The sequence below is a fragment of the Aquabacterium sp. NJ1 genome (genome assembly GCF_000768065.1).
Classification (GTDB): domain Bacteria; phylum Pseudomonadota; class Gammaproteobacteria; order Burkholderiales; family Burkholderiaceae_C; genus Aquabacterium.
Genome location: NZ_JRKM01000001.1, coordinates 877651 through 898869, shown reverse-complemented (window position 1 = coordinate 898869; position 21219 = coordinate 877651). Strand labels below are relative to the sequence as shown.

Here is a 21219-nt window from a genome sequence, read left to right as displayed (position 1 = left end):
TGAACGCCCCATGCTGCGGGTGTCAGGGTCTGTCGGGCCGGATGCCTGCGCAAAGGGATTTCCCGGCCTAGAATCGCGCCACTTCCTACACTGGCGTCCACACGCCGAGGTCGCAAACTACATGAACAACGCCGTCGAGCCAAGCCGCAAGCCGATCACCCTGCACCGCCTGCGGGAAATGCATGCCAAGGGCGAAAAAATCGCCATGTTGACTGCCTATGACGCCACGTTTGCGCGCGTGGTGGACGAGGCCGGTGTCGATTGCATCCTGGTGGGTGACTCGCTGGGCATGATCGTGCAAGGCCATGCCAGCACGGTGCCTGTGTCCATGGACGAGATGGTCTACCACACGCGTTGCGTGGCCCGTGGCAACCGCAATGCCTGGGTGGTGGGGGACCTGCCGTTTGGCAGCTACCAGGAAAACCGCGAGCAGGCGCTGCGCTCCAGCATCGCCTTGATGCAGGCAGGCGCCCAGATGGTCAAGCTCGAAGGCGGTGGCTGGACGGCCGAGACCGTGCACTTTCTGACCGAGCGCGGCGTGCCGGTGTGTGCCCACCTGGGCCTGACCCCGCAGAGCGTGCATGCCTTGGGCGGCTACCGCATCCAGGGACGGGATGAAGCCGGCGCGCAGACGCTGCGCAAGCACGCCAAGGCCCTGGCTGATGCTGGTGCCGCCATGATGGTGCTGGAGCTGATGCCGTCAGCGGTGGCGCGCGAGGTGCAGGCCGACAACCCCGGCCTGATGACCATCGGCATCGGCGCGGGGCAGGGCACGGCCGGCCAGGTTTTGGTGCTGCACGACATGCTCAACATCACGCGTGGCAAGCTGCCACGCTTCGTGCGCAACTTTGCCGCCGAGGGTGGTTCGGTGGATGACGCCATCCGCCGCTACGTGGCCGCTGTGAAGGACGGCAGCTTCCCTGACGAAGCCGTGCACGCCTACTGATCAACCAGATCCCCTCTCGGAATTTGATATGAAGATCATCCACACCGTGGCCGGCTTGCGTGCCGAGCTGGCCGCTCACCCAGCCGCGCCCGCTTTCGTGCCCACCATGGGCAATCTGCACGATGGCCACCTGGCCTTGATCAAGCAAGCCCGCGAGATCGTGGCCGGCAGCGGCAGCCCGGTGGTGGCCAGCATCTTCGTCAACCGCCTGCAGTTCGGGCCCAACGAAGACTTCGATACCTACCCGCGCACACTGGAGCGCGATGCCGAGTTGCTGGCCCAGGCCGGATGCGATGTGCTGTTCGCACCTTCCGAAGCGGAGCTCTATCCGCAGCCGCAAGGCTACAAGGTGGTGCCGCCCACCGAGCTGGCCGATATCCTGGAAGGGGCCTTCCGTCCCGGCTTCTTTACAGGCGTCTGCACCGTCGTGCACAAGCTGTTCAACCTGGTTCAGCCGCGCGTGGCCGTGTTCGGCAAGAAGGACTACCAGCAGCTCATGGTCATCCGCAACATGGTGATCCAGATGGGGCTGCCCATCGACATCCGTGGTGGTGAGACCTTGCGTGCCGATGATGGCCTGGCCTTGTCCTCGCGCAATGGTTACCTCAGCGCCGACGAGCGGGCGGAAGCGGTGCAGCTCAGCGTTGTGCTGCGTTCGGTCAAGGACAAGGTGGCGGCGGCGCGTGCGAGTTCAGCCCTGACCCAGGCCAGCATCGCCACGATGGAAGCCCAAGCCCAGGCCGCACTCGATGCCCGCGGCTGGAAGACCGACTACATCATGGTGCGTCGCCAGCGTGACTTGCTGCCTGCCACCGACGCCGAACTGGCGCAAGGCGAGCCCCTGGTTGGCGTGGCGGCCTCCCGCCTGGGCAAGACGCGCCTGATCGACAACCTGGAGTTCTGAGCGCTGGTGGTGCTTGGGGCTTTGGGTAGGTCAGGCGCGCCAGGTCTTCATGTCAGTAGACCCTGGTGCTTGATCACAAGGGCAGCGCGCCCATCAACCAGTTCAGCCACACCTGCTGGGCCGCGCTGACCAGCTGATCACCGATGCGTTGATTGTCTGCACGCAGCTGTGCCAGGTCGATGCCGGCTGCCGTCAACTCGGCGGTGTGGCCGATCAGCCAGCGTTCCAGATCACGTGGCTGGGCTTCCAGGTGGCACTGCAGGCCCAGCACCCTGGGGCCGATGCTGAAGACCTGGTTGGTGACCAGGTCCGTCGAGGCTAACAACTCGGCGCCGGGCGGCAGATCAAAGGTGTCGCCGTGCCAGTGCAGCACCTCATAAGCACAAGCAGCCAAGGCAGCCAACGGTGAGTTCTGACCCTCTGTGGTCAAACGCAAAGGCTTGTAGCCGATCTCCTTGGCCGGGCCGGGGTAGACGCGTTGCCCGCTGGCCGCAGCAATCATTTGCGCACCCAGGCAGATGCCGATCAAGGGCTTGCCACTGCTCAGCCGCTCCTGGATGCGCGCGATTTCATCGTGGATGAAGGGGTAGCGATCGGCTTCGTACACGCCGATGGGCCCGCCCAGCACCACCACCAGGTCGGCGTCGCGCCATTCGGCCTGGGCCTGTGCGCTGTGCAGGTCATCCACACCAGCCTGGCGGTACTGGATGGTGAAGCCCATCGTGCGCAGCACGGGCTCGATCGAACCCAGGTCTTCAAAGCTGAGGTGTTGCAGGGCCAGACAGGTGCGGCTCATAGCGTCTCCAGGAAAGCGACCACTTCATTTTCCACGCGGGTGCGTTTCATCGGGGGCAGGCTCTGCCATATCCGACGGCCATAGTGCTTGTCGATCAGGCGCGTGTCACAGATCATCAGCACACCCCGGTCGGTCTCGCTGCGGATCAGTCTGCCGGCGCCTTGTTTCAAGGCGATGATGGCCTGAGGCACCTGGTGTTCCATGAAGGGGTTGCCGCCTTGCTGAGCCAGCAACTCCAGGCGTTTGGCCATCACCGGGTCATCGGGCGGGGCAAAGGGCAGTTTGTCGATCACGACCAGCGTGAGCGCATCGCCTTTGACGTCGATGCCTTCCCAGAAGCTGTGGCTGCCTACCAGCACCGCATTGCCTGCGCGGCGGAAGTCTTCCAGCAGCGTGGGCCGGGGTGCATCACCTTGTTGCAGCACCGGGAACGGGTCACCCGATTCGGCAAACAGCTTCTTGAGGCGCTCGGCCGCCTTGGCCACGGCGCGCAAGCTGGTGCACAGCACGAAGGCTCGCCCTCGGTTGGCGCGGATCAAGGGCAGGGCGGCATCCACCACCGCATCGGTATGGCCCGGGTCTGACGGCGCGGGCATCTGCTGGGGCACATACAACATGGCTTGCTCGCCGTAGTCATATGGGCTGGACCAGGACTGGCAATGTGCGTCCTCCAGGCCGAGGGCGTGCGTGAAGTGGCTGAAGTCCTGCCGCACGGCCAGTGTGGCCGAGGTGAAGATCCAGGCTCGGCGCGGTGGCTTGGGCACGGCGCCAGGCTCATCACCATCGGCCTTGTGGCTGGGCACCGATGCAGGCCTGGTGCTGGCGGTCGGTTCATCGTATGCGCCGGCCATCAAGGCCTGCAAATCCTCTTGTTCGTCGTCCGCGTCGCTGCCCGCTTCGGCCTGAGTTGTGGGATTGGTCTCGCCCTGCTTGTCGTCATCCTGCCAGGGCAACTCATCCAGCTCGGCGTTGCGCGCCAGGGCACCTTCGACGTCGTCTTCGTCTGGCTCTTCGTCCAGCGCTGTCTCGACTTCACCTAAACCCAGGCGTTGACGCTTGAAGACGTCGGCCACCGAGATGGGCGTGCGGTGCAGTTGTACGCCGTGCGTGCCGACGTCCACCCAGCACAGCTCGGGCTCGTTGGCGCGCTCGGGTGCACCCCATGCGCACAGGCGCTGCATCAGGGAATCGCTGCGGCGGTGCAATTGGGCCAGGTCAGGGCTGCGGTCCGCCTGGCCGTCCAGCACCTCACGCACATGCATCAAGGCTTCTTTCAATTGACCGATGGCCGCATGCAAAGGGTGGTCAGCGCCCAGCTGTGCGTGCGACAGGCGCTGCATCTGCAGCCCGAAGCACAGACGCAGGTCACGCGTACAACGGTCCAGCGGGGCCAGCACGTCGTTCCAGTTGGCCGCGTCACGCGCTTGTGATTGACCTGTGGCCAGCGTGTCGCGCAGCAGGTCCAGCAGTTGCGCAGTCGAAATCGAATCACCAAAGAACAGCGTGGCCGTGTCAGGCAGCTGGTGCGCTTCGTCGAACACAATGGTCTGCGCATTGGGCAGCAGCTCGGGTACGCCTTCTTCGCGCAGCATCAGGTCGGCAAAGAACAGGTGGTGGTTGACCACGACCACATCGGCGTCCTGCGCTTCACGCCGGGCCTTGATGACGAAGCAATCGGTGTAGTGCTTGCACTCGCTGCCCAGGCAGTTCTCGCGCGTGGAGGTGACGCGCGACCAGATCGAGGCGTGCTCGGGCACCTGGTTGCACTCGGCCTTGTCGCCTGTGGGCGTGAGGTGGATGAAGCGGTTGATGAGGCTGAGGTCGCGCACCTCCTGCTTGCTGCCCAGCAGCGTGGCATCCTGGTTGGTGCGCTCCAGATGGTGCCAGCACAGGTAGTTGCTGCGGCCCTTGAGCAGGGCCACCTTGATGGGCACGGCCAGCGCGTCGCGCACGGCGGGCAGATCGCGGTGAAAGAGTTGGTCCTGCAAGGCCTTGGTGCCGGTCGACACGATGACCTTGCCGCCTTCCAGCAGCGCCGGCACAAGATAGGCTGCGGTTTTGCCCACCCCGGTGCCCGCTTCCAGCACCACCGTGCTGGCCTCGCGTATGGCTTCCTGGATGGCCTGGGCCATCTCGATTTGTTCGGTCCGCACGCGGTAGCCTTCAAAGGCACGCGCCAGCGGGCCTGATGCGGAAAACAGCGTGGGCAGGTCCATGTCGTCACTCAAGCTTGCGTCCCGCTATTGTCGTTGCGGGACGCCGCGCTTTGGGCCCCTCCGATGGGGTGGCGCAGGTGATTTGGTGGTGCTTCAGGGCGCGTTGCGCACCACGCTGGCTTGCAAGGCCGCGCTCAAGGTGTTGATGCAATCCTCGCGATGGGCGTAAGCCGTGCTGTTCGGGTCTCCGCCATGCTGTTTCTTCAGCAGTGCCAGCAGCTTCACAGCCTGCTGTCGCATGATGGCGCGCACATCGGCGCGTGCGCTGGCCCCGCGCACCACGGCCGTGGCCAGGCGGTTGACATGTTCTCGCTGCAGGTTGCGCCGTGCGCTTTCGGTGCCGGCGGGCAAGGCCTCGTCCTGCCAGATGGTGTCGAACAAGGTGCGGTGCAGTTCACGCACCGTCAGTGGTTGCTTGTCCTTGTCGCGCGTCTTGTCGATGTTGTCGAGCAGGCGTTCGGCCAGCGTCTCGCTCATCAGGTAGCCCAGCACATCACGTTGCAGCACGAGTTGCTGCTCGGCCAAGGAGAAGTCCGTGGGCACCGGCGTGCGGCCATCGCCGCCTTCCTGGCGATCCAGGTAATCAGGCCCCAGGCGCCGCAGCAGGGCGGGGGGCAGCTTGATGGCTTGCGGCGACAGGTAGGCCTCCATCAACAGGTGCAAGGCCGCACGTTGTTGTGACGAGGGCAAGGGGTCCAGCAAGTCGCGGCCGCTGCCTGGTGCATCGCGCCGGGTGACCATGCCGCCCACCTGCTTGAGCAGGATATGGCTGGTGCGGGCCATGTCACGCAGGCCGTAGCTCACACTGCGGCGCAGCAGCGTGGGGTCATCTTGCGGCGTCAGCTGCCGCCTGGCCTGGCGTTCGAACAGGTCTTGCACGATGGCCAGGCGCGTGCGGGCAAACACCACGGGGTCACGCCCCAGGTCGAACACCAGCGCCTGAGGGTCCAGCCCGATGGCGTTGTCTTCATCTGTACCAAAGGCCAGGGCGTCGGCCTGGGCCGGGTCCGCACTGCGCTGGGCAATGGCTTGCAGTTCCTTCTGCGCGGCTGCCTTGTCGTCTGGCAAGGCCTTGTAGCCGTATTCGATGGCCCAGTAGTCATACGGGCCCAGCGTGGTCTGGAAGGGGGCCCCGGCGCGATGGCCCGGCAGGGGCAGGTTGATGGGCGAGTAGTCCATCACCGATGCGCTGTTGCCTTTGGCCTTCGTCAGCTCCGGGTCAGTCAGTTCTTCGGCCGTGTGCCAGCGCGACCCGCGGAAGTTGTGGCGCAGGCCCAGTGTGTGGCCCACCTCGTGCATCGTGGTGTCCTTGATGTAGGCCAGCACGAAGTCCTTCACCTGTGGGCTGTCAGGGTCGAGCACGCCTTGCGCCTCCAGCACGTCCAGCGCCAGCCCCAGTTGCTCGGACGCCTGCTCGGCATGCTGGCAGGCATCAGGTGCCTGCTCGGCGTTCGATGCGCTGATGAACTGGCTGCGCACGGTGCGGATGGCCCGCGAGGACAGGCTTTCCAGTGCGATGTCGGCGTCCAGGATCTCGCCGGTGCGTGGGTCCACATGGGTGGGACCGATGGCCCCGAACACGGGGGCACTGTTGGTCATCCAGCGGATGGAGGTGTGGCCGGTCTCCTGCGTGTCAAAGGGCTTGTCCTTGGGCGGCGTGCGCACCTCGATGGCGTTCTTGAAGCCAATGGCCTCGAAGGCCTTGTTCCATTCCAGGATGCCTTCGGTGATGGTGGGCCGGTAGGCATCGGGGATGCTCGGGTCCAGCCAGAAAACGATGGGCTGAACCGGCTCGGACAATGCGGCCGCCGGGTCCTTCTTCTCCAGTCGCCAGCGGTTGATGAAGCGCTGGCGCGGGGTGCGCGCGAGGTCATCGGTGAAGTCGGCCACTGTGCTGGTGAAGTAGCCGACACGGGGGTCGGCTGCGCGTGTGCGCATGGGCTTTTCAGGCAGGGCTGACAAGCTGTAGTGCACAGTGATGAACATGCTGCGCGGATCGGGCACGGACAACGGCACGGTGGACGCAGGCACACCCGGTGCGCCACCGCCCGCCGCGATGCCCGCTGTCGCAAAGTGCTGAGACACTTCGAACACCAGGCTGTTGCTTTGCGTGCGGGCTTCCAGCAAGGCGGAGTTGCGGCCGTCCAGGCCATAGTTCTGACGGTAGGTGCGCTGCAGGTGCTGAGCAACGCCAAGCAGGTCACCCAGCAGCAGCGTGTTGGCCTCGATCAGGACAGCACCAGACTTGCCGTGCGGCGCACTGGCCAGCGGCACACTGCCAAGCAGGCTGGGCGAGAAGGCGGCCTGAACGGCCCTGGCCTGAGGTGTGCCGGCCTGGGCGGTGTACGCGGCATTGATGGCCAGCAGGTGCACCTGCTGCTGCACCTTGCGGAACTCCACCCATTGCGGGCGGCCCACCTGCGCCCAGCGGCTTTGCATCAAGCCACCAAACACGCCAGCTTCGCCAATGCCCGATGCCAGCTTGGGAGACAGGAAAAAGGGTTTGCCAAAGGCCTCTGGCCGCAGCTCGATCCAGACCTTGTCCTGGCGCTTCCAGATGGGCAGCATGCCGTCCTGGCGTTCGGCGCCTTTGATCACGGCGTCGAAGGGCGGCTGCTGCGCGGGGGCGCTTGCGGGCACATGCGCAGCGCCGGGTGGCATCGATGCGTTGACGCCGCTGGCGGCTACCACCGGCGGATTCAAGTGCTGGGGCCCTGGTGCGGCGGCCCCATTGGCGGTCGCGACGGCTGCGGGGGCAGCACCAGTCTTGCCGCCCAGACTGCTGCATGCACTCAAGGCCATGGCCAGCAACGTGGCGCCGACAAGCGGCTTGAACGTCCAGGTTCGATGTGTGTGCCCGTGATGCACGGGGGAGTTCAGCAGGTTCAGGTGAGGGGGGCAAATCATGGGTTGGGAACATACCACCGACCCATGCTGGCCTGACAAGGGGCCACCCAAGAAAAAACCCGGCTGATGCGTGGCATTCAACCGGGTTTGTGCAGGGTGATGTCAGGGCATCACTGGCCAGCGGGCGGGAACCATTCCTTCATGAAGGCCAGCTGCGGATAGTCGTGGATGGCCAGCGGGCCAAACGCCACGATCACCAGGCCGATGGTCATCACCACCAGCGGCAGGATCCAGCGCTCGTAGCGACGGTAGAAGCCCAGGTGCTTCACTTCGGCATCCGCCACGGTCACCTCTTCTTCGCCGATCACCTGACGCGTCAGCAACTGGTTGATGGCCACGGGAGGCAGCAGATAACCCAGCTCGAAGGCCACCAGCACCATCATCCAGAAGTGCAGCGGGTCGATGTTGTTGGCGTAGGCGATGGGGGCCAGCGTGCCCGACACCAGCACCACGGCACCGAACGGGTCCATGATCATGCCCAGCAGCACCTTGGTGACAACCAGGAAGGCCATTGCCGTCCAGTGATTTTCGAACACCTTGGGGAAGAAGCCCATGACTTCGGAGCGCTCGATCACGCCACCCATGGCCAGCGACAGCGTCATCAGGCTCAGCAGCGCACCGATGTGACCGATGGTCTCGTTGGTGGCGTAACGGATCGACTTCTCGACACCTTCCTGGCGGTGGCTGGCGTAGTCAGGTGTCAGCTCGGCCTTGCCCTTGTTCGTGAACTTGTCGTAGACGAGGATGATCAGCAGGATGACCGGCATGATCGTCGGGGCAGTGATCTCGTTGAGCTTGGTGTCCAGGGCGTATTCATACAGCCAGACCACCACGGCCACCACGAGGAAATAGGGCAGCAGGGGGACGATCTGGCGAATCATCGCGGGCAGGGCCTTCATCGGCGATTCGATGTTGGCACGCTGGGTACGCAGCATCTGCGAGGTCAGGAAGAACAGCGTCGACGTCAGCAGGAACACGTAGAAGCCCCAGTGGTACAGGCCGCTGGTGGTCACTTGCTTGTTCAGCGCGGCGATCATCACGACCAGCAGGCAGGGGCGCAGCACCACGCCCAGCGAGCCGGACATGGCGGTGGCGGCCAGGGCGAACTGACGCGAACCACCCGAGGCACGCACCTCGTGGTAGATGATGCCGCCAGCGGCGATCACGAACACACCGGAGGCACCCGTGTAGGCCGTGGCCACAGCAGCAGCCAGCAAGATGATGTAGGTCAGCAGCTGGGGCGACAGGTTCCAGGGGCGCAGCGTGTCCATGAACAGGTCGACGATGCGGCTTTGCTTGAGCAACATGCCCGACCAGATGAACAGGCCGAGGTTCATGAAGATGCTGGGCAACTCCATCAGCTGGTTGATGTAGATGGCCAGGCCAGCGTGGTGACCCTTGATCAGGAAGTACACGCCTGCGATGGTGGCCATCTGCGCGTACAGCGGGATGGACAGGAATGCACCGGACCACTCACCTTCACCGAACTGGGACTTGACCGGCATGATCACGCGCTTGAGGTTGATCAGCAGCAGGGTGGTGAACAAGGCCATCCAGATGTAGTGGATCAGCGGGTGCTCGATGGGCACGCCAGAGCCTTGCAGGATCTGGTAGTAGCGCACGCAGGAAAACAGCAGCAGGGCCGATGAGATCACCTGCGACACCGATTGCAGCAGGTAGTCCTTCGAGTAATGGCCGGGGCGGATGCCGATGTGGTGGAAGCCCAGCGTGGTGGTCACGGCGGCGATGGCCACCATCAGCAGCAGGATCAGCGGGCGGTTGTCCGTACCGATCTGGAACAGACCGAAGAAGCTGGTTTCCAGTGTGCGGTAGGCCCTGACCTGCGGCGTCTGGTGCTGCACCACCTTGGCATACAACTCGTGCTTGGCCTTGCAGATCGCCAGGGCCTGCTCGATCGACTTGCGCAGCACAGCCGGGTCTGCAGCCTTCTGATCACCAAAGAGATCGTCGATGTCATCACCGCCGGTTTTGCCAGAAGGCGCCGCGGATTGCTTGGCCAGTTCGGCGTCGATGTTGACGTTGACATCGCAATCGGGCTTGACCGGCTCGGCGCGCAGCATGAAGTACTGCACTTGAGCGTGGGAGTCGCCGAACATGGATTCGCCCAGCTTGAGCAACTGGCCGTGGACCATCTCACCGGTACCGATGATCAGGGTCAACAACAACAAGGCAAAGACGGGAAGGCTGGAGAACCATTCGAGAATGGTGCGACCCAGGATCTTTCGGGAGGCAGGGGTGTTCATGGGGCAATCACGCGACCGGGCTGGCCATCACGACCAGCAGTCAAAGGGGGAGGGGCCTGCAGGCCCCTCGGCGGTATCAGCAGTACGACGTGACGGGGGGGAACCCGTCACTGCTGGCTTACTTCCAGTCTTCTTCCGACTTGGTGGTGCACTCGGGGTCAGCCGGGTTCACGTTGCAGCGGATTTTCTTGATGACCTTCAGACCGCGCTTGTCGTACAAGCCCTTTTGCGCGATATCGATGCGCGATTCACGCAGCATCAAGGTGTATTTGTAGGAATTCTCGGCGCTCAGTTCCATCCAGGTGCCGGGCGGGATGCTGGCGTCGGCCTGCTTGATCAGCTGCATGGAGCGATCGAACTGGCTGGCCCAGTATTCGCGGGACTTCTCGCCGAAACCTTCGGGGAACTTGGTCTTGTTGAGCACGACCTGGTAGGTCAGGATCATGATCGGGAAGCGCGTGATGGCACCCGTCTTGCCAATGCCCTTGTAGAGCTCCAGCGGCTTGTAGGCCAGTGTGGGTGCCGCGATCATGTCCACGGCGCCGTTGTTGAACTTGGTCGAGAAGTTGGTGATGTCGGCGGAGATCGGCTGCGCACCAATGCGCTGGATCATCACGGCCTGGGCCTTGTCGTAGTCGAACGAGGCAATGCGCTTGCCGGCCAGGGCTTCCACGGTGTTGATCTTGCGATCATTGAGCACGGGGTAGGCGGCGCCCAGCGGTGTGATGCCGCCGATTTCATAGTTGCCTTCAACCATCAGCTTGGCTGCTGCAGGCGATGCATAGGTCTGGATGATCTTGCGGACCACGTCGTAGCTGGCGGCGATGTCGATCTTGCCGTCCTTGACGATGGTGGTGGCGCCCAGCGTGTCGATCGAGCCGGCCACGGGGTTGAACTGGCGCGTGCGGAATGCGGTGGCGATCACACCGTCGCATTGGCCGGTACGGAAGTCTTCCGAGGCCACGCGCTCATCGGTATAGCCCTTGAGTTCGATGTTGCCACCGAACTTTTGCATCGCCACGGCGTAATCCTTGGCCATGTTGAAGAGGTCGCCAGCAGTGCCCAGCAAGTCGTAAACGCAAACTTTTTGAGCAGCCTGGGCAGATGTCATTGCACCCATGGCAACCAGCACGGCCAGGCTGGTTTGGCTCATTTTCTTGACCAACTTCATGATGTCTCCTCGATACCAAAAAAAGTCAGGGGCCCATTGACGGGACCCCTGAGCTTTGCCGATTTTCGGCACTTGAAAGCGACCACTTGCGGTGGTCTGGATCGTTAGCTTTGTAACTATATCTGGTTGAAGGTTTCTTGAGGTAAACCCCCACCCACACACACGGGGGAAGGGAATTCCCTTGGGGTTTTACCTAGCGTTTATCGATGCGGATCACTTCAGGAAGCTGTCTGCATCGATGTCGCCACCGGCTTTCTCATCCCAGAACTTGCCCAGGCTGCCGATCGGTGTACGGGTGCCGGTGGCCTGTGTCCACATGCGGTCCGAGACATTGATCATCTGCGATTGGGCAATCGCATCGATCAGGCGGTATTCAGGGTTGGCCTTGAAGTCCTTGTTGGCCGTGAAGCGCTTGATGGTCTCACGCACGGCGGTCTTGTCGTCCACCGATTGGGCGGCCACAGCGGCCATCACGTGCGACAGGCGGACGCCGGCGGCTTCACCCAGTTTCATCGAGGTATCAAAGGTGCCCTTGATGTCCTTGCCTTCGCCGCCGCCAGGGATGATGCTCCACACCGCAGCGCGGGCTGCATTGGGGGCACCCCACCACTTGGCGTTGTCCAGGCACTTCAAAGCTTTCTCGACCAGCGGGGCGGTGTCGGTGGGCACGCCCACGGTCTGTTGAGCAGCGATGTCGTTCTGCATGGCTTGCAGGCCGGCCACCGAGCCCAGCAGGTAGACCAGTTCGTCGAAGTCACGCTTGAAGCGTGGGCACTCGGAGCCGTACTTGATGAAGTACTTCTGCTCCATCTTGGTCCGCATGCGGTAGAAGGCCGTGTACTGGCGTTCGGCCGCGACGGCCAGCAAGCGCTTCTGGGCGATACGTGCATCCTGGGCTTCGTCGGCACGCTTCTCGCGGGCTGCGCGCATGTAGCGCATTTCTTCGGCGATCGCCTGGTTCTCGGAGCACACGCCAGCCGAAGACATCAGCACGGTTTCCATCAGCGAAGGGTCACCGTAGAAATTGCGCGCAGCGCCAACCAGCGGGCCGTTGACCGTGGCGAAGTTGCAGGCCATTTCCACGTCACGCATTTGCAGCGTGGGGGGGGTGAAGCCGTCCTCCAGGATGCTGAGGGTCGTGCCGCTCACGTTGGATTCGATCAGGGCGCAGCCACCCATGGTCATCGCCGAAATGGCCAGCACGGTCGACGTGAGCAGGCGGGTAATCCGAGAGGTCATCAACAAGTCTCCAACAAGAATCATCAGTGTTCACCGGCTTCGGGGCCAGGGCCGGTGTGTTGTGGCCGACGTCCTTCAAGGGCGTGGGGCAAGGTCCATTTGTCACGTGGCAAACCTCGTCCCGGGTCCCTGAATCCATCGTGTGCCTGGCTGTTGCCAGGGCACTTTGGGCGCATCTGCCAATGCCAAAAATTCCACGAAATTCTAGCCCCCGCAGGGGGTGGCCCTTCTGTTGGAAACCCTAGGGATAGCCCCCGAATGGCAAGCGAAAGTGAATAAAAAAGGCCCGTCGATGACGGGCCTTGATGGCGGTGCGCAATGCGTATCAGCGAATGGGCTTGAAGCGCACACGCTTGGGGCGGGCACCTTCTTCGCCCAGGCGCTTCTTCTTGTCGGCTTCGTACTCCTGGTAGTTGCCGTCATAGAAGAACCATTGCGAGTCGCCTTCGCACGCCAGGATGTGCGTGCAGATGCGATCCAGGAACCAGCGATCGTGGGAGATGATCATGGCGCTGCCGGCGAACTCCAGCAGGGCGTCTTCCAATGCGCGCAGGGTTTCGACGTCCAGGTCGTTGGAGGGTTCGTCGAGCATCAGCACGTTGCCGCCCTGAGCCAGTGTCTTGGCCAGGTGCAGGCGGCCACGTTCACCACCAGACAGGTTGCCCACCAGTTTCTGCTGGTCGTTGCCCTTGAAGTTGAAGCGGCCGATGTAGGCGCGCGAAGGCATGACGAACTTGCCCACGACGATGTTGTCCAGCCCGCCCGAGACGTCCTGCCACACCGTGTTGTCGGCTGCCAGGCCTTCACGGCTCTGATCCACGAAGGCCAGTTGTGCGGTCTTGCCGATCACAACTTCGCCGCTGTCTGGCTTCTCGACGCCCTGGATCATGCGGAACAGTGTGGATTTACCCGCGCCGTTGGGGCCGATGATGCCGACGATGGCGCCAGCAGGCACCTTGAAGCTCAGGTTGTCGATCAGGCAGCGATCACCAAAGGACTTGGTGACGTTCTTGAACTCGATGACTTCATTGCCCAGGCGCTCGGCCACAGGGATGAAGATTTCGTTCGTCTCGTTGCGCTTCTGGTATTCGACGTCGCTCAGTTCTTCAAAGCGTGCCAGGCGAGCCTTGGACTTGGCCTGGCGACCCTTGGTGTTCTTGCGCACCCATTCCAGTTCCTGCTTCAGGGCCTTGGCGCGGGCGTCTTCGGTCTTTTGTTCCTGCTCCAGGCGCTTCTCCTTGGCTTCCAGCCAATCGGAGTAGTTGCCCTTGTAGGGGTGGCCTGCGCCACGGTCGAGTTCGAGGATCCACTCGGCCGCGTTGTCCAGGAAGTAGCGGTCGTGGGTGATGGCCACCACGGTGCCGGAGAAGCGGCTGAGGAACTGTTCCAGCCAGTCCACGGACTCGGCGTCCAAGTGGTTGGTGGGTTCGTCGAGCAGCAGCATGTCGGGCTTGGACAGCAGCAGGCGGCACAAGGCCACGCGGCGCTTTTCACCGCCGGACAGGTTGCCGATCACGGCATCCCATGCGGGCAGGCGCAACGCGTCGGCAGCGAGCTCCAGTTGCAGATCGGTGTTCTCGGAGCCGCCGGCGGCGATGATGGCTTCGAGCTCGCCTTGTTCTGCGGCCAGCGCATCGAAGTCGGCATCGGGTTCGGCATAGGCAGCGTACACCTCGTCCAGGCGCTTCTTGGCTGCGAGCACGCCGCCAATGCCTTCTTCAACAGCCTCGCGAACGGTTTGTTCGGGGTTGAGTTGGGGTTCCTGGGGCAGGTAGCCGATCTTGATGCCGGGCATCGGGACGGCTTCACCCTCGATGTCCTTGTCCACCCCTGCCATGATCTTCAGGAAGGTGGACTTGCCGGAGCCGTTCACCCCCAGCACGCCGATCTTGGCGCCCGGGAAGAAACTCAGGGTGATGTCTTTGAGGATCTGACGCTTCGGGGGAACAATCTTCCCGACGCGGTTCATTGTGAAAACGTACTGGGCCATGGCGCGCTCGCTTGATGCGAGTAACTTGGATCAAACCGCGTAGCTTAAGGCAAGCTGCGGCCCTTTACGTTTTTTCGGTGCGTTTATCCGCGGGTATTCAGCCCCGCAGGCGCATGATCAGGTTTTCGGCCTCGGCCATGGCTTCGCGCTGGGCGGTTTCGTCGGTCATGAAGGCCAGTTCCTGCAGGGACATCTTCAGGTTCATCAGGCCATCGCGCAGGTTGAACAGGGCGGCTTGAACCTCTTGCAGTTGGGTCTGGCTGGGTTCAGGGGTGTTGTGTTGCGACATGGCCTGGCTCTCCTGCCCCCATCAGTACTGTCTTTGCCGAGCGAGGGGCGAGACGCTGCAGGCATGCAGGCACTGTAGCCCTGTCCCCCACGATAGGGTAGCGCTCGATTAAGGGGTGATGAAAGCGGGTCGCCGGGATGCGGGGGTCAGTTTTGCAATGTGGTTTGACTGGCCAGCCAGGCCTCGACTTGTTCGGCGGGGATGTCCAGTGCCCATTGCTTTCTTCGCCCTGATGCGCCTCGCAGCAAGGTCACCTGGTTTTGAGGGATGCCCATTTCCTGCGCCAGCCATTTGCGCAATGCATCGTTGGCGGCGCCATCCACGGGTGGCGCCGCCAGCCGGACGCGCAGTGCGCCATCGTGCCAACCCACCAGTTCTGTCTTCTTGGCGTTGGGCGAGACGCTGATATCGAGCACGGTGCGTTGAGCCTTGCCTTTGCCGTCAATGCGAAGACAGGGCCATGATGAGGCTGGCTTGGGGGCGTTGGTGCTCATGTCTGGGGCAGGTGCACATCGACAAAAGAAAAACCCGGCCGTAGCCGGGTTGGGGAACATCAGTTGATCACTGATGCTGATTCACGGTGAGTGAATCAGGGCTTGTTGCCCGTCGGGAAAGGCCACGCGGCTTGAGGGCTCAGCGTGGTCTTTGCGGCCGGTGCAGCTGCCTTTTTTGGGGCAGGGGCAGGCTTGGCGGGAGCAGGCTTCTTGGCAGCGGCCTTTTTGGCAGGCGCCTTCTTGGCAGCAGCCTTTTTAGCCGGTGCAGCCTTCTTGACGGCAGCCTTCTTCGGTGCAGCCTTCTTCACAGCTGCCTTTTTGGGCGCAGCCTTCTTGACGGCAGCTTTCTTGGCCGGTGCGGCCTTCTTCACTGCTGCCTTTTTGGCGGGTGCAGCCTTCTTGACAGCGGCCTTCTTGGCGGGTGCTGCCTTCTTCACTGCTGCCTTCTTGGCAGGGGCCTTCTTCACGGCGGCCTTCTTGGCGGGCGCAGCCTTCTTCACAGCGGCCTTCTTGGCCGGGGCGGCTTTCTTAGCTGCCACTTTTTTCGCAGTTGCCATACGGATCTCCTTGATCAAGTTGCAAAGAGCACTGCACTGCGGATTGCAGTACAGGGATCCATCACCCATCGCCCCCTAGGATCTGAGCGCGGTGTGATGAATGGGGTAGGTCGGGTGGACATATCCGGGGTGGATCCTCGTGCTCTTTGCGGCTCGCGATCAATCCCAGGACAGGGCACCGCCCGACTGGTATTCAATAACTCGGGTCTCGAAGAAGTTGCGTTCCTTCTTCAGGTCAATCATTTCACTCATCCACGGGAAGGGGTTCTCTTCATTGGGGAACAACTCTTCCAGACCAATTTGCGTGGCACGACGGTTGGCGATGTAGCGCAGGTAACCCTTGAACATGGACGCGTTCAGGCCCAGCACACCACGCGGCATCGTGTCTTCAGCGTATCGGTATTCCAGTTCCACAGCTTTAATGAAAAGCGCCTTGATTTCTGCCTTGAATTGCGCAGTCCACAGATGCGGGTTTTCCAATTTGAGCTGGTTGATGAGGTCGATACCGAAATTGCAGTGCATCGATTCATCGCGCAGGATGTATTGATACTGCTCGGCGGCGCCGGTCATCTTGTTCTGGCGACCCAGCGCCAGGATCTGGGTGAAGCCCACGTAGAAGAACAGACCTTCCATCAGGCAGGCGAACACGATCAGCGACTTCAGCAAGGTCTGATCGGTTTCTTGTGTGCCGGTGTGGAAGTTCGGGTCCATGATTGCTTCGATGAAGGGAAGCAGGAACTCGTCCTTGTCGCGGATGGATTGAACTTCGTGGTACGCGTTGAAGATCTCTGATTCATCCAGGCCCAATGATTCCACGATGTATTGGTAGGCGTGGGTGTGGATGGCTTCTTCAAAAGCCTGGCGCAGCAGGAACTGGCGGCACTCGGGCGCGGTGATGTGGCGGTAGGTGCCCAGCACGATGTTGTTGGCGGCCAGCGAGTCAGCGGTGACAAAGAAGCCGAGGTTGCGCTTGATGATGCGACGCTCGTCTTCGCTCAAACCATTGGGGTCCTTCCACAAGGCGATGTCGCGAGACATGTTCACTTCTTGTGGCATCCAGTGGTTGGCGCAGGTGGCCAGATACTTTTCCCAGGCCCACTTGTACTTGAACGGCACCAGTTGGTTGACGTCGGTCTGACCGTTGATGATGCGCTTGTCGGCCACGTTCACACGACGCGTCGAGCCACCGGTGGTGGCTGCGGGTGTGGGCGTGGAGGCAGACATGGTGTGGGCACTCGGGGTGCTGGATGCAACGCTTGCCAGGCCGGTCGCGAGAGGTGACGAGGCCGTGTTCCGTGCATCGCCGAGCGAAGAGGGCACAGAACCGATTGGCGTTGAAGATGATTTGGAGGAGTCGTCTTCCCAGACCAGCATGGTGAACATCCTATGGAGTCGGATTATGAAAGGGTGTTGTTAAAAACACCAAGCACTTCTTGACATCAAAGCCTCGTGGTTGTTGCGGGCTTGCATCGAAAACATCAAGAAGGCATCGATTGAGTATGTTTTGAAGCTCAGTTCAAACCATCAGTTGAACAAGACCTCGCACCTTTGATGAGATGACGAGGCCTTGTGATGGTGCCCATGTTGAAGGTCTGATCGATTGATGATGATCACTGATGGTCTTCAATCATGAGCACGTGCCGATCATTGGCAAGCTTCGCAATCGGGGTTGTCGATCGAGCAGAACTTGATGTCGGTTGCGGGCTCTGCAGGTGCTGCTTCAACAGGTGCTGCAGCTTGCTGCGGTGCAGCGTTCATGCTGCCGCCCACCATGTTCGACACGGCATTGAGCTGACCGCGCGAGACCGTCGACTTCTCGGCATGCGTGGCGCCAACGGTGCGCAGGTAGTAGGTGGTCTTGAGACCGCGCAGCCATGCCAGCTTGTAGGTCTCATCCAGCTTCTTGCCCGATGCGCCCGCCATATAGATATTGAGCGACTGAGCCTGGTCGATCCACTTCTGGCGACGCGATGCCGCTTCAACCAGCCACACCGGTTCAACTTCGAATGCGGTGGCGTACAGGTTCTTGAGGTCTTCAGGCACGCGGTCGATGCGGCGCAGCGAACCGTCGAAGTGCTTGAGGTCCATGACCATGACGTCGTCCCACAGGCCGAGCTTCTTCAGATCGCGCACCAGGTACTCGTTGACCACGGTGAACTCGCCCGACAGGTTGGACTTCACCGACAGGTTGCCGAAGCAAGGCTCGATCGACGCATCCACACCAATGATGTTGGAGATGGTCGCGGTCGGGGCGATGGCCACGCAGTTGGAGTTGCGCATGCCGAACATCGCGATGCGAGCACGCAGGGCATCCCAGTCCATCGAGGTCGAGGTGTCGACTTCAACGTAGCCACCGCGTTGTTCGGCCAGCAGCTTGAGCGAGTCGATCGGCAGGATGCCGCGGTCCCACAGCGAGCCGCGGTAGCTGCTGTAGCGGCCGCGCTCTTCGGCCAATTCGGTCGAGGCCCAGTAGGCGTAGTAGCAGACAGCTTCCATCGAGCGATCGGCAAATTCAATCGCTTCCTGGCTGGCGTAAGGCGTGCGCAATTGATAGAGCGCATCCTGGAAGCCCATGATGCCCAGGCCGACGGGGCGGTGGCGCAGGTTGGAGTCGCGGGCCTTCTTGACGGCGTAGTAGTTGATGTCGATGACGTTGTCGAGCATGCGCATCGCCGTCTTCACCGTCTTCTTGACCTTCTCCTGGTCGATGGCGCCGTCCTTGATGTGCTGTGCCAGGTTGACCGAGCCCAGGTTGCACACGGCGATTTCGCCACCGTTGGTGTTCAGGGTGATCTCGGTGCACAGGTTCGAGGAGTGCACCACGCCCACGTGCTGCTGCGGCGAGCGCACGTTGCAGGCGTCCTTGAAGGTGATCCAGGGGTGACCGGTTTCGAACAGCATCGACAGCATGCGGCGCCACATGTCGGTGGCCTTCACGCGCTTGAAGAGCTTGATCTCGCCGCGGTCGGCCTTGGCTTCGTAGGCGGTGTAGGCCTCTTCGAATGCCTTGCCGAACTTGTCGTGCAGATCAGGGCAGGTGGCGGGCGAGAACAGGGTCCAGTCGCCACCTTCCATCACGCGGCGCATGAACAGGTCGGGGATCCAGTTGGCCGTGTTCATGTCGTGGGTGCGACGACGGTCGTCACCGGTGTTCTTGCGCAGTTCGAGGAATTCTTCCACGTCCAGGTGCCAGGACTCGAGATAAGCGCAGACGGCGCCCTTGCGCTTGCCGCCCTGGTTCACGGCCACGGCGGTGTCGTTGACCACCTTCAGGAAGGGGACGACGCCTTGCGACTTGCCGTTGGTGCCCTTGATGTGCGAACCCAGGGCGCGCACCGGGGTCCAGTCGTTGCCCAGGCCGCCAGCGAACTTGGACAGCAGGGCGTTTTCCTTGATGGCTTCGTAGATGCCGTCGAGGTCGTCAGGGACCGTGGTCAGGTAGCAGCTCGACAGCTGCGAGCGACGGGTGCCGGAGTTGAACAGCGTGGGCGTCGACGACATGAAATCGAAGGACGACAGCAGTTCATAGAACTCGATGGCGCGGGCTTCGCGGTCGATTTCGTTGAGGGCCAGGCCCATGGCCACGCGCATGAAGAACGCCTGGGGCATTTCAATGCGCTGACCGTTGTGGTGCAGGAAGTAGCGGTCGTACAGGGTCTGCAGGCCGAGGTAGTCGAAGTTCAGGTCGCGCTCATATTTAAGAGCGGCACCCAGTCGGGCCAGGTCGAACTGCTGCATGCGCTCGTCCAGCAGTTCGGCTTCCACGCCCTTCTTGATGAAAGTGGGGAAGTAGTCGGCGTAGCGCGTGGCCATTTCAGCGTGGGTCACTTCTTCACCGAGGATCTCGCGGCGGATGGTGTGCTGCAGCAGGCGGGCGGTGGCTCGGGTGTAGGCCGGGTCGTGCTCGATGCGGGTGCGGGCGGCCAGGATGGCGGCCTTGTAGACCTCGTCGATCGAGACGCCGTCATACAGGTTGCGTTGGGTCTCGGCCAGGATGGGGGCGGCCTTGACGTCATCGCCCAGGCCCGAGCAGGCTTCCACGATGAGCGCTTGCAGGCGGGCCAGGTCCAGCGGGACGCGTTGACCGCGGTCGATCACGGTCAGGGTGGGCAGGGCGGCGGCTTGCTGTGCATCCGCTTGCTTGGCGCGCTCCTGTGCGCGACGCTCTCGGTACAGCACATAAGCGCGGGCGATTTCATGATGGCCACCGCGCATCAGGGACAGCTCGACCTGATCCTGGATGTCTTCGATGTGGAAGGTGCCGCCGCTTGGACGCGAGCGCAGCAGGCCGCGCACGACCATTTCGGTCAGGCCGTCAACGGTTTCGCGCACGGAGGCCGATGCGGCGCCTTGCGTGCCGTGCACGGCCAGAAAGGCCTTCATCAGGGCGACGGCGATCTTGCTGGGTTCGAACGAGACGACCGCACCATTGCGTCGGATGATCTGATAGGCGGAGTACGCGGACTGACGCGGCTCGACTGCCACCGCGGCGGCGCCGGGCATGACAGAAGCGGGGGTGGGCATGGTGCTGGGCGTGGACGTTTGCATGGAATTCCCTTCAGGATCGCCAGGCCGATCACGCGCTTGGATGCGGTGTCTGGCCTGTTGAAATCAGGCAGTTGCGATCACAACTGCCAACTGCGGAGGACACTATATCTGGTGTTTTGGGTGCCGTGAAGCACTACCTGTAGTGTCTGGCCGTGACTATAACGCCTTTTTGCCCCCACCCCGCGAACAGGGGGAAAAACAAGGGAAATCGCCAATGGGGGAAGTCGGCATGACAGCCGAGCGCCAGGCGGTTAGGCGTCGTGTGCCGTGCCTGGCGTCTGGGTGCAAAGGCCCGCGAGATGGGCTGCGGGCCAGTCTGTCAACTGCTGCAGATGGGCCCAGTCAAAGGCCTTGCCCGGGTCACGTTTGCGGCCTGGGGCGATGTGTTCGTGGCCCGCGATCTGGTCGATGGGGCAACGTTGTTTGAGCGCATCAATCAGGGTGGCCAAGGCGGTGTATTGCGCGGGTTCGAACGGCGTGTCTTCCAGGCCTTCCAGCTCGATGCCCACGCTGTAGTCATTGCAGTTGTCCAGACCCAACCAGCTTGAACGGCCCGCATGCCATGCCCGGTCATCCACCGACACGAACTGCACGATCTCGCCGTCGCGGCGGATCACGAAATGCGCCGAGACCTCCGCGCCGCGGATCTGTTCGAAGTAGGGGTGGGCGCTCCAGTCCAGCTGGTTGGTGAACAGTTGCTCGATCTCGCTGCCGCCGTACTCGCCTGGTGGCAGGCTGATCGAGTGGATCACGGCCAGCGTGATGCGGGCCTGTTCGGGGCGCGGACCAAAGTTGGGCGAAGGCACCTGGCGCGCGGCTGCATACCAGCCGTTGCGCCAGAGGTGAGGGCTGGCGTTGGCGGTGCCGTCGGTGTGGTCAGGTGTGTGGCCCATGGGCG

The 21219-nt window shown here is 62.4% G+C and carries 15 protein-coding genes; 2 read left to right on the top strand and 13 right to left on the bottom strand.

Annotation, left to right across the window (positions count from 1 at the left end):
• Positions 1-121 precede the first annotated feature (121 nt).
• Entirely contained in the window at positions 122-946 is an 825-nt protein-coding gene (panB, locus tag JY96_RS03855) for a 3-methyl-2-oxobutanoate hydroxymethyltransferase (protein WP_035035089.1), read from the top strand.
• A 28-nt stretch (positions 947-974) separates the two neighbouring features.
• On the top strand, positions 975-1850 hold the full coding sequence (panC, locus tag JY96_RS03850) for a pantoate--beta-alanine ligase (RefSeq protein ID WP_035035087.1): 876 nt from the start codon (positions 975-977) through the stop codon (positions 1848-1850).
• Positions 1851-1923: 73 nt separating this feature from the next.
• Here panC and JY96_RS03845 read toward each other — a convergent pair whose 3' ends face one another.
• The 13 genes from JY96_RS03845 to ampD form a co-directional block, all read right to left on the bottom strand.
• Positions 1924-2646, bottom strand: a complete 723-nt coding sequence (locus JY96_RS03845) for a glutamine amidotransferase (RefSeq protein WP_035035085.1) — start codon at positions 2644-2646, stop codon at positions 1924-1926.
• A complete protein-coding gene (locus JY96_RS03840) occupies positions 2643-4874 on the bottom strand; it encodes an ATP-dependent DNA helicase (RefSeq protein ID WP_152606352.1) in 2232 nt (743 codons plus the stop codon). Before JY96_RS03840 ends, JY96_RS03845 begins: the two co-directional genes overlap by 4 nt.
• Before the next feature lie 81 nt (positions 4875-4955).
• Positions 4956-7769 (bottom strand): zinc-dependent metalloprotease, encoded by a 2814-nt coding sequence (locus JY96_RS03835; RefSeq protein ID WP_152606351.1) that lies wholly within the window; start codon positions 7767-7769, stop codon positions 4956-4958.
• 110 nt (positions 7770-7879) lie between these two features.
• Entirely contained in the window at positions 7880-10033 is a 2154-nt protein-coding gene (locus JY96_RS03830; RefSeq protein ID WP_052162113.1) for a TRAP transporter large permease subunit, read from the bottom strand.
• Between the two features lie 118 nt (positions 10034-10151).
• Positions 10152-11186 carry a putative solute-binding protein gene (locus JY96_RS03825; protein WP_035041102.1) on the bottom strand — a complete coding sequence of 345 codons (1035 nt, stop codon included), beginning with the start codon at positions 11184-11186 and terminating at the stop codon, positions 10152-10154.
• 231 nt (positions 11187-11417) lie between these two features.
• Complete coding sequence (locus JY96_RS03820; protein WP_235333842.1) at positions 11418-12443, bottom strand: hypothetical protein; 1026 nt, start codon at positions 12441-12443, stop codon at positions 11418-11420.
• Positions 12444-12768: 325 nt separating this feature from the next.
• A complete protein-coding gene (gene ettA, locus JY96_RS03815; RefSeq protein WP_035035083.1) occupies positions 12769-14433 on the bottom strand; it encodes an energy-dependent translational throttle protein EttA in 1665 nt (554 codons plus the stop codon).
• A 97-nt stretch (positions 14434-14530) separates the two neighbouring features.
• Positions 14531-14722: a hypothetical protein gene (locus JY96_RS03810; RefSeq protein ID WP_035035081.1), complete on the bottom strand. Its 192-nt coding sequence runs from the start codon at positions 14720-14722 to the stop codon at positions 14531-14533.
• A gap of 146 nt (positions 14723-14868) precedes the next feature.
• Entirely contained in the window at positions 14869-15216 is a 348-nt protein-coding gene (locus tag JY96_RS03805; protein ID WP_081961018.1) for a DUF167 domain-containing protein, read from the bottom strand.
• A 95-nt stretch (positions 15217-15311) separates the two neighbouring features.
• Positions 15312-15773 carry a histone H1-like DNA-binding protein gene (locus JY96_RS03800; RefSeq protein ID WP_035035079.1) on the bottom strand — a complete coding sequence of 154 codons (462 nt, stop codon included), beginning with the start codon at positions 15771-15773 and terminating at the stop codon, positions 15312-15314.
• Positions 15774-15932: 159 nt separating this feature from the next.
• Positions 15933-17147, bottom strand: a complete 1215-nt coding sequence (locus tag JY96_RS03795; RefSeq protein ID WP_035041094.1) for a ribonucleotide-diphosphate reductase subunit beta — start codon at positions 17145-17147, stop codon at positions 15933-15935.
• A gap of 270 nt (positions 17148-17417) precedes the next feature.
• Entirely contained in the window at positions 17418-20276 is a 2859-nt protein-coding gene (locus JY96_RS03790) for a ribonucleoside-diphosphate reductase subunit alpha (protein ID WP_235334022.1), read from the bottom strand.
• Between the two features lie 296 nt (positions 20277-20572).
• Complete coding sequence (gene ampD / locus JY96_RS03785; protein WP_052162111.1) at positions 20573-21214, bottom strand: 1,6-anhydro-N-acetylmuramyl-L-alanine amidase AmpD; 642 nt, start codon at positions 21212-21214, stop codon at positions 20573-20575.
• Positions 21215-21219 lie beyond the last annotated feature (5 nt).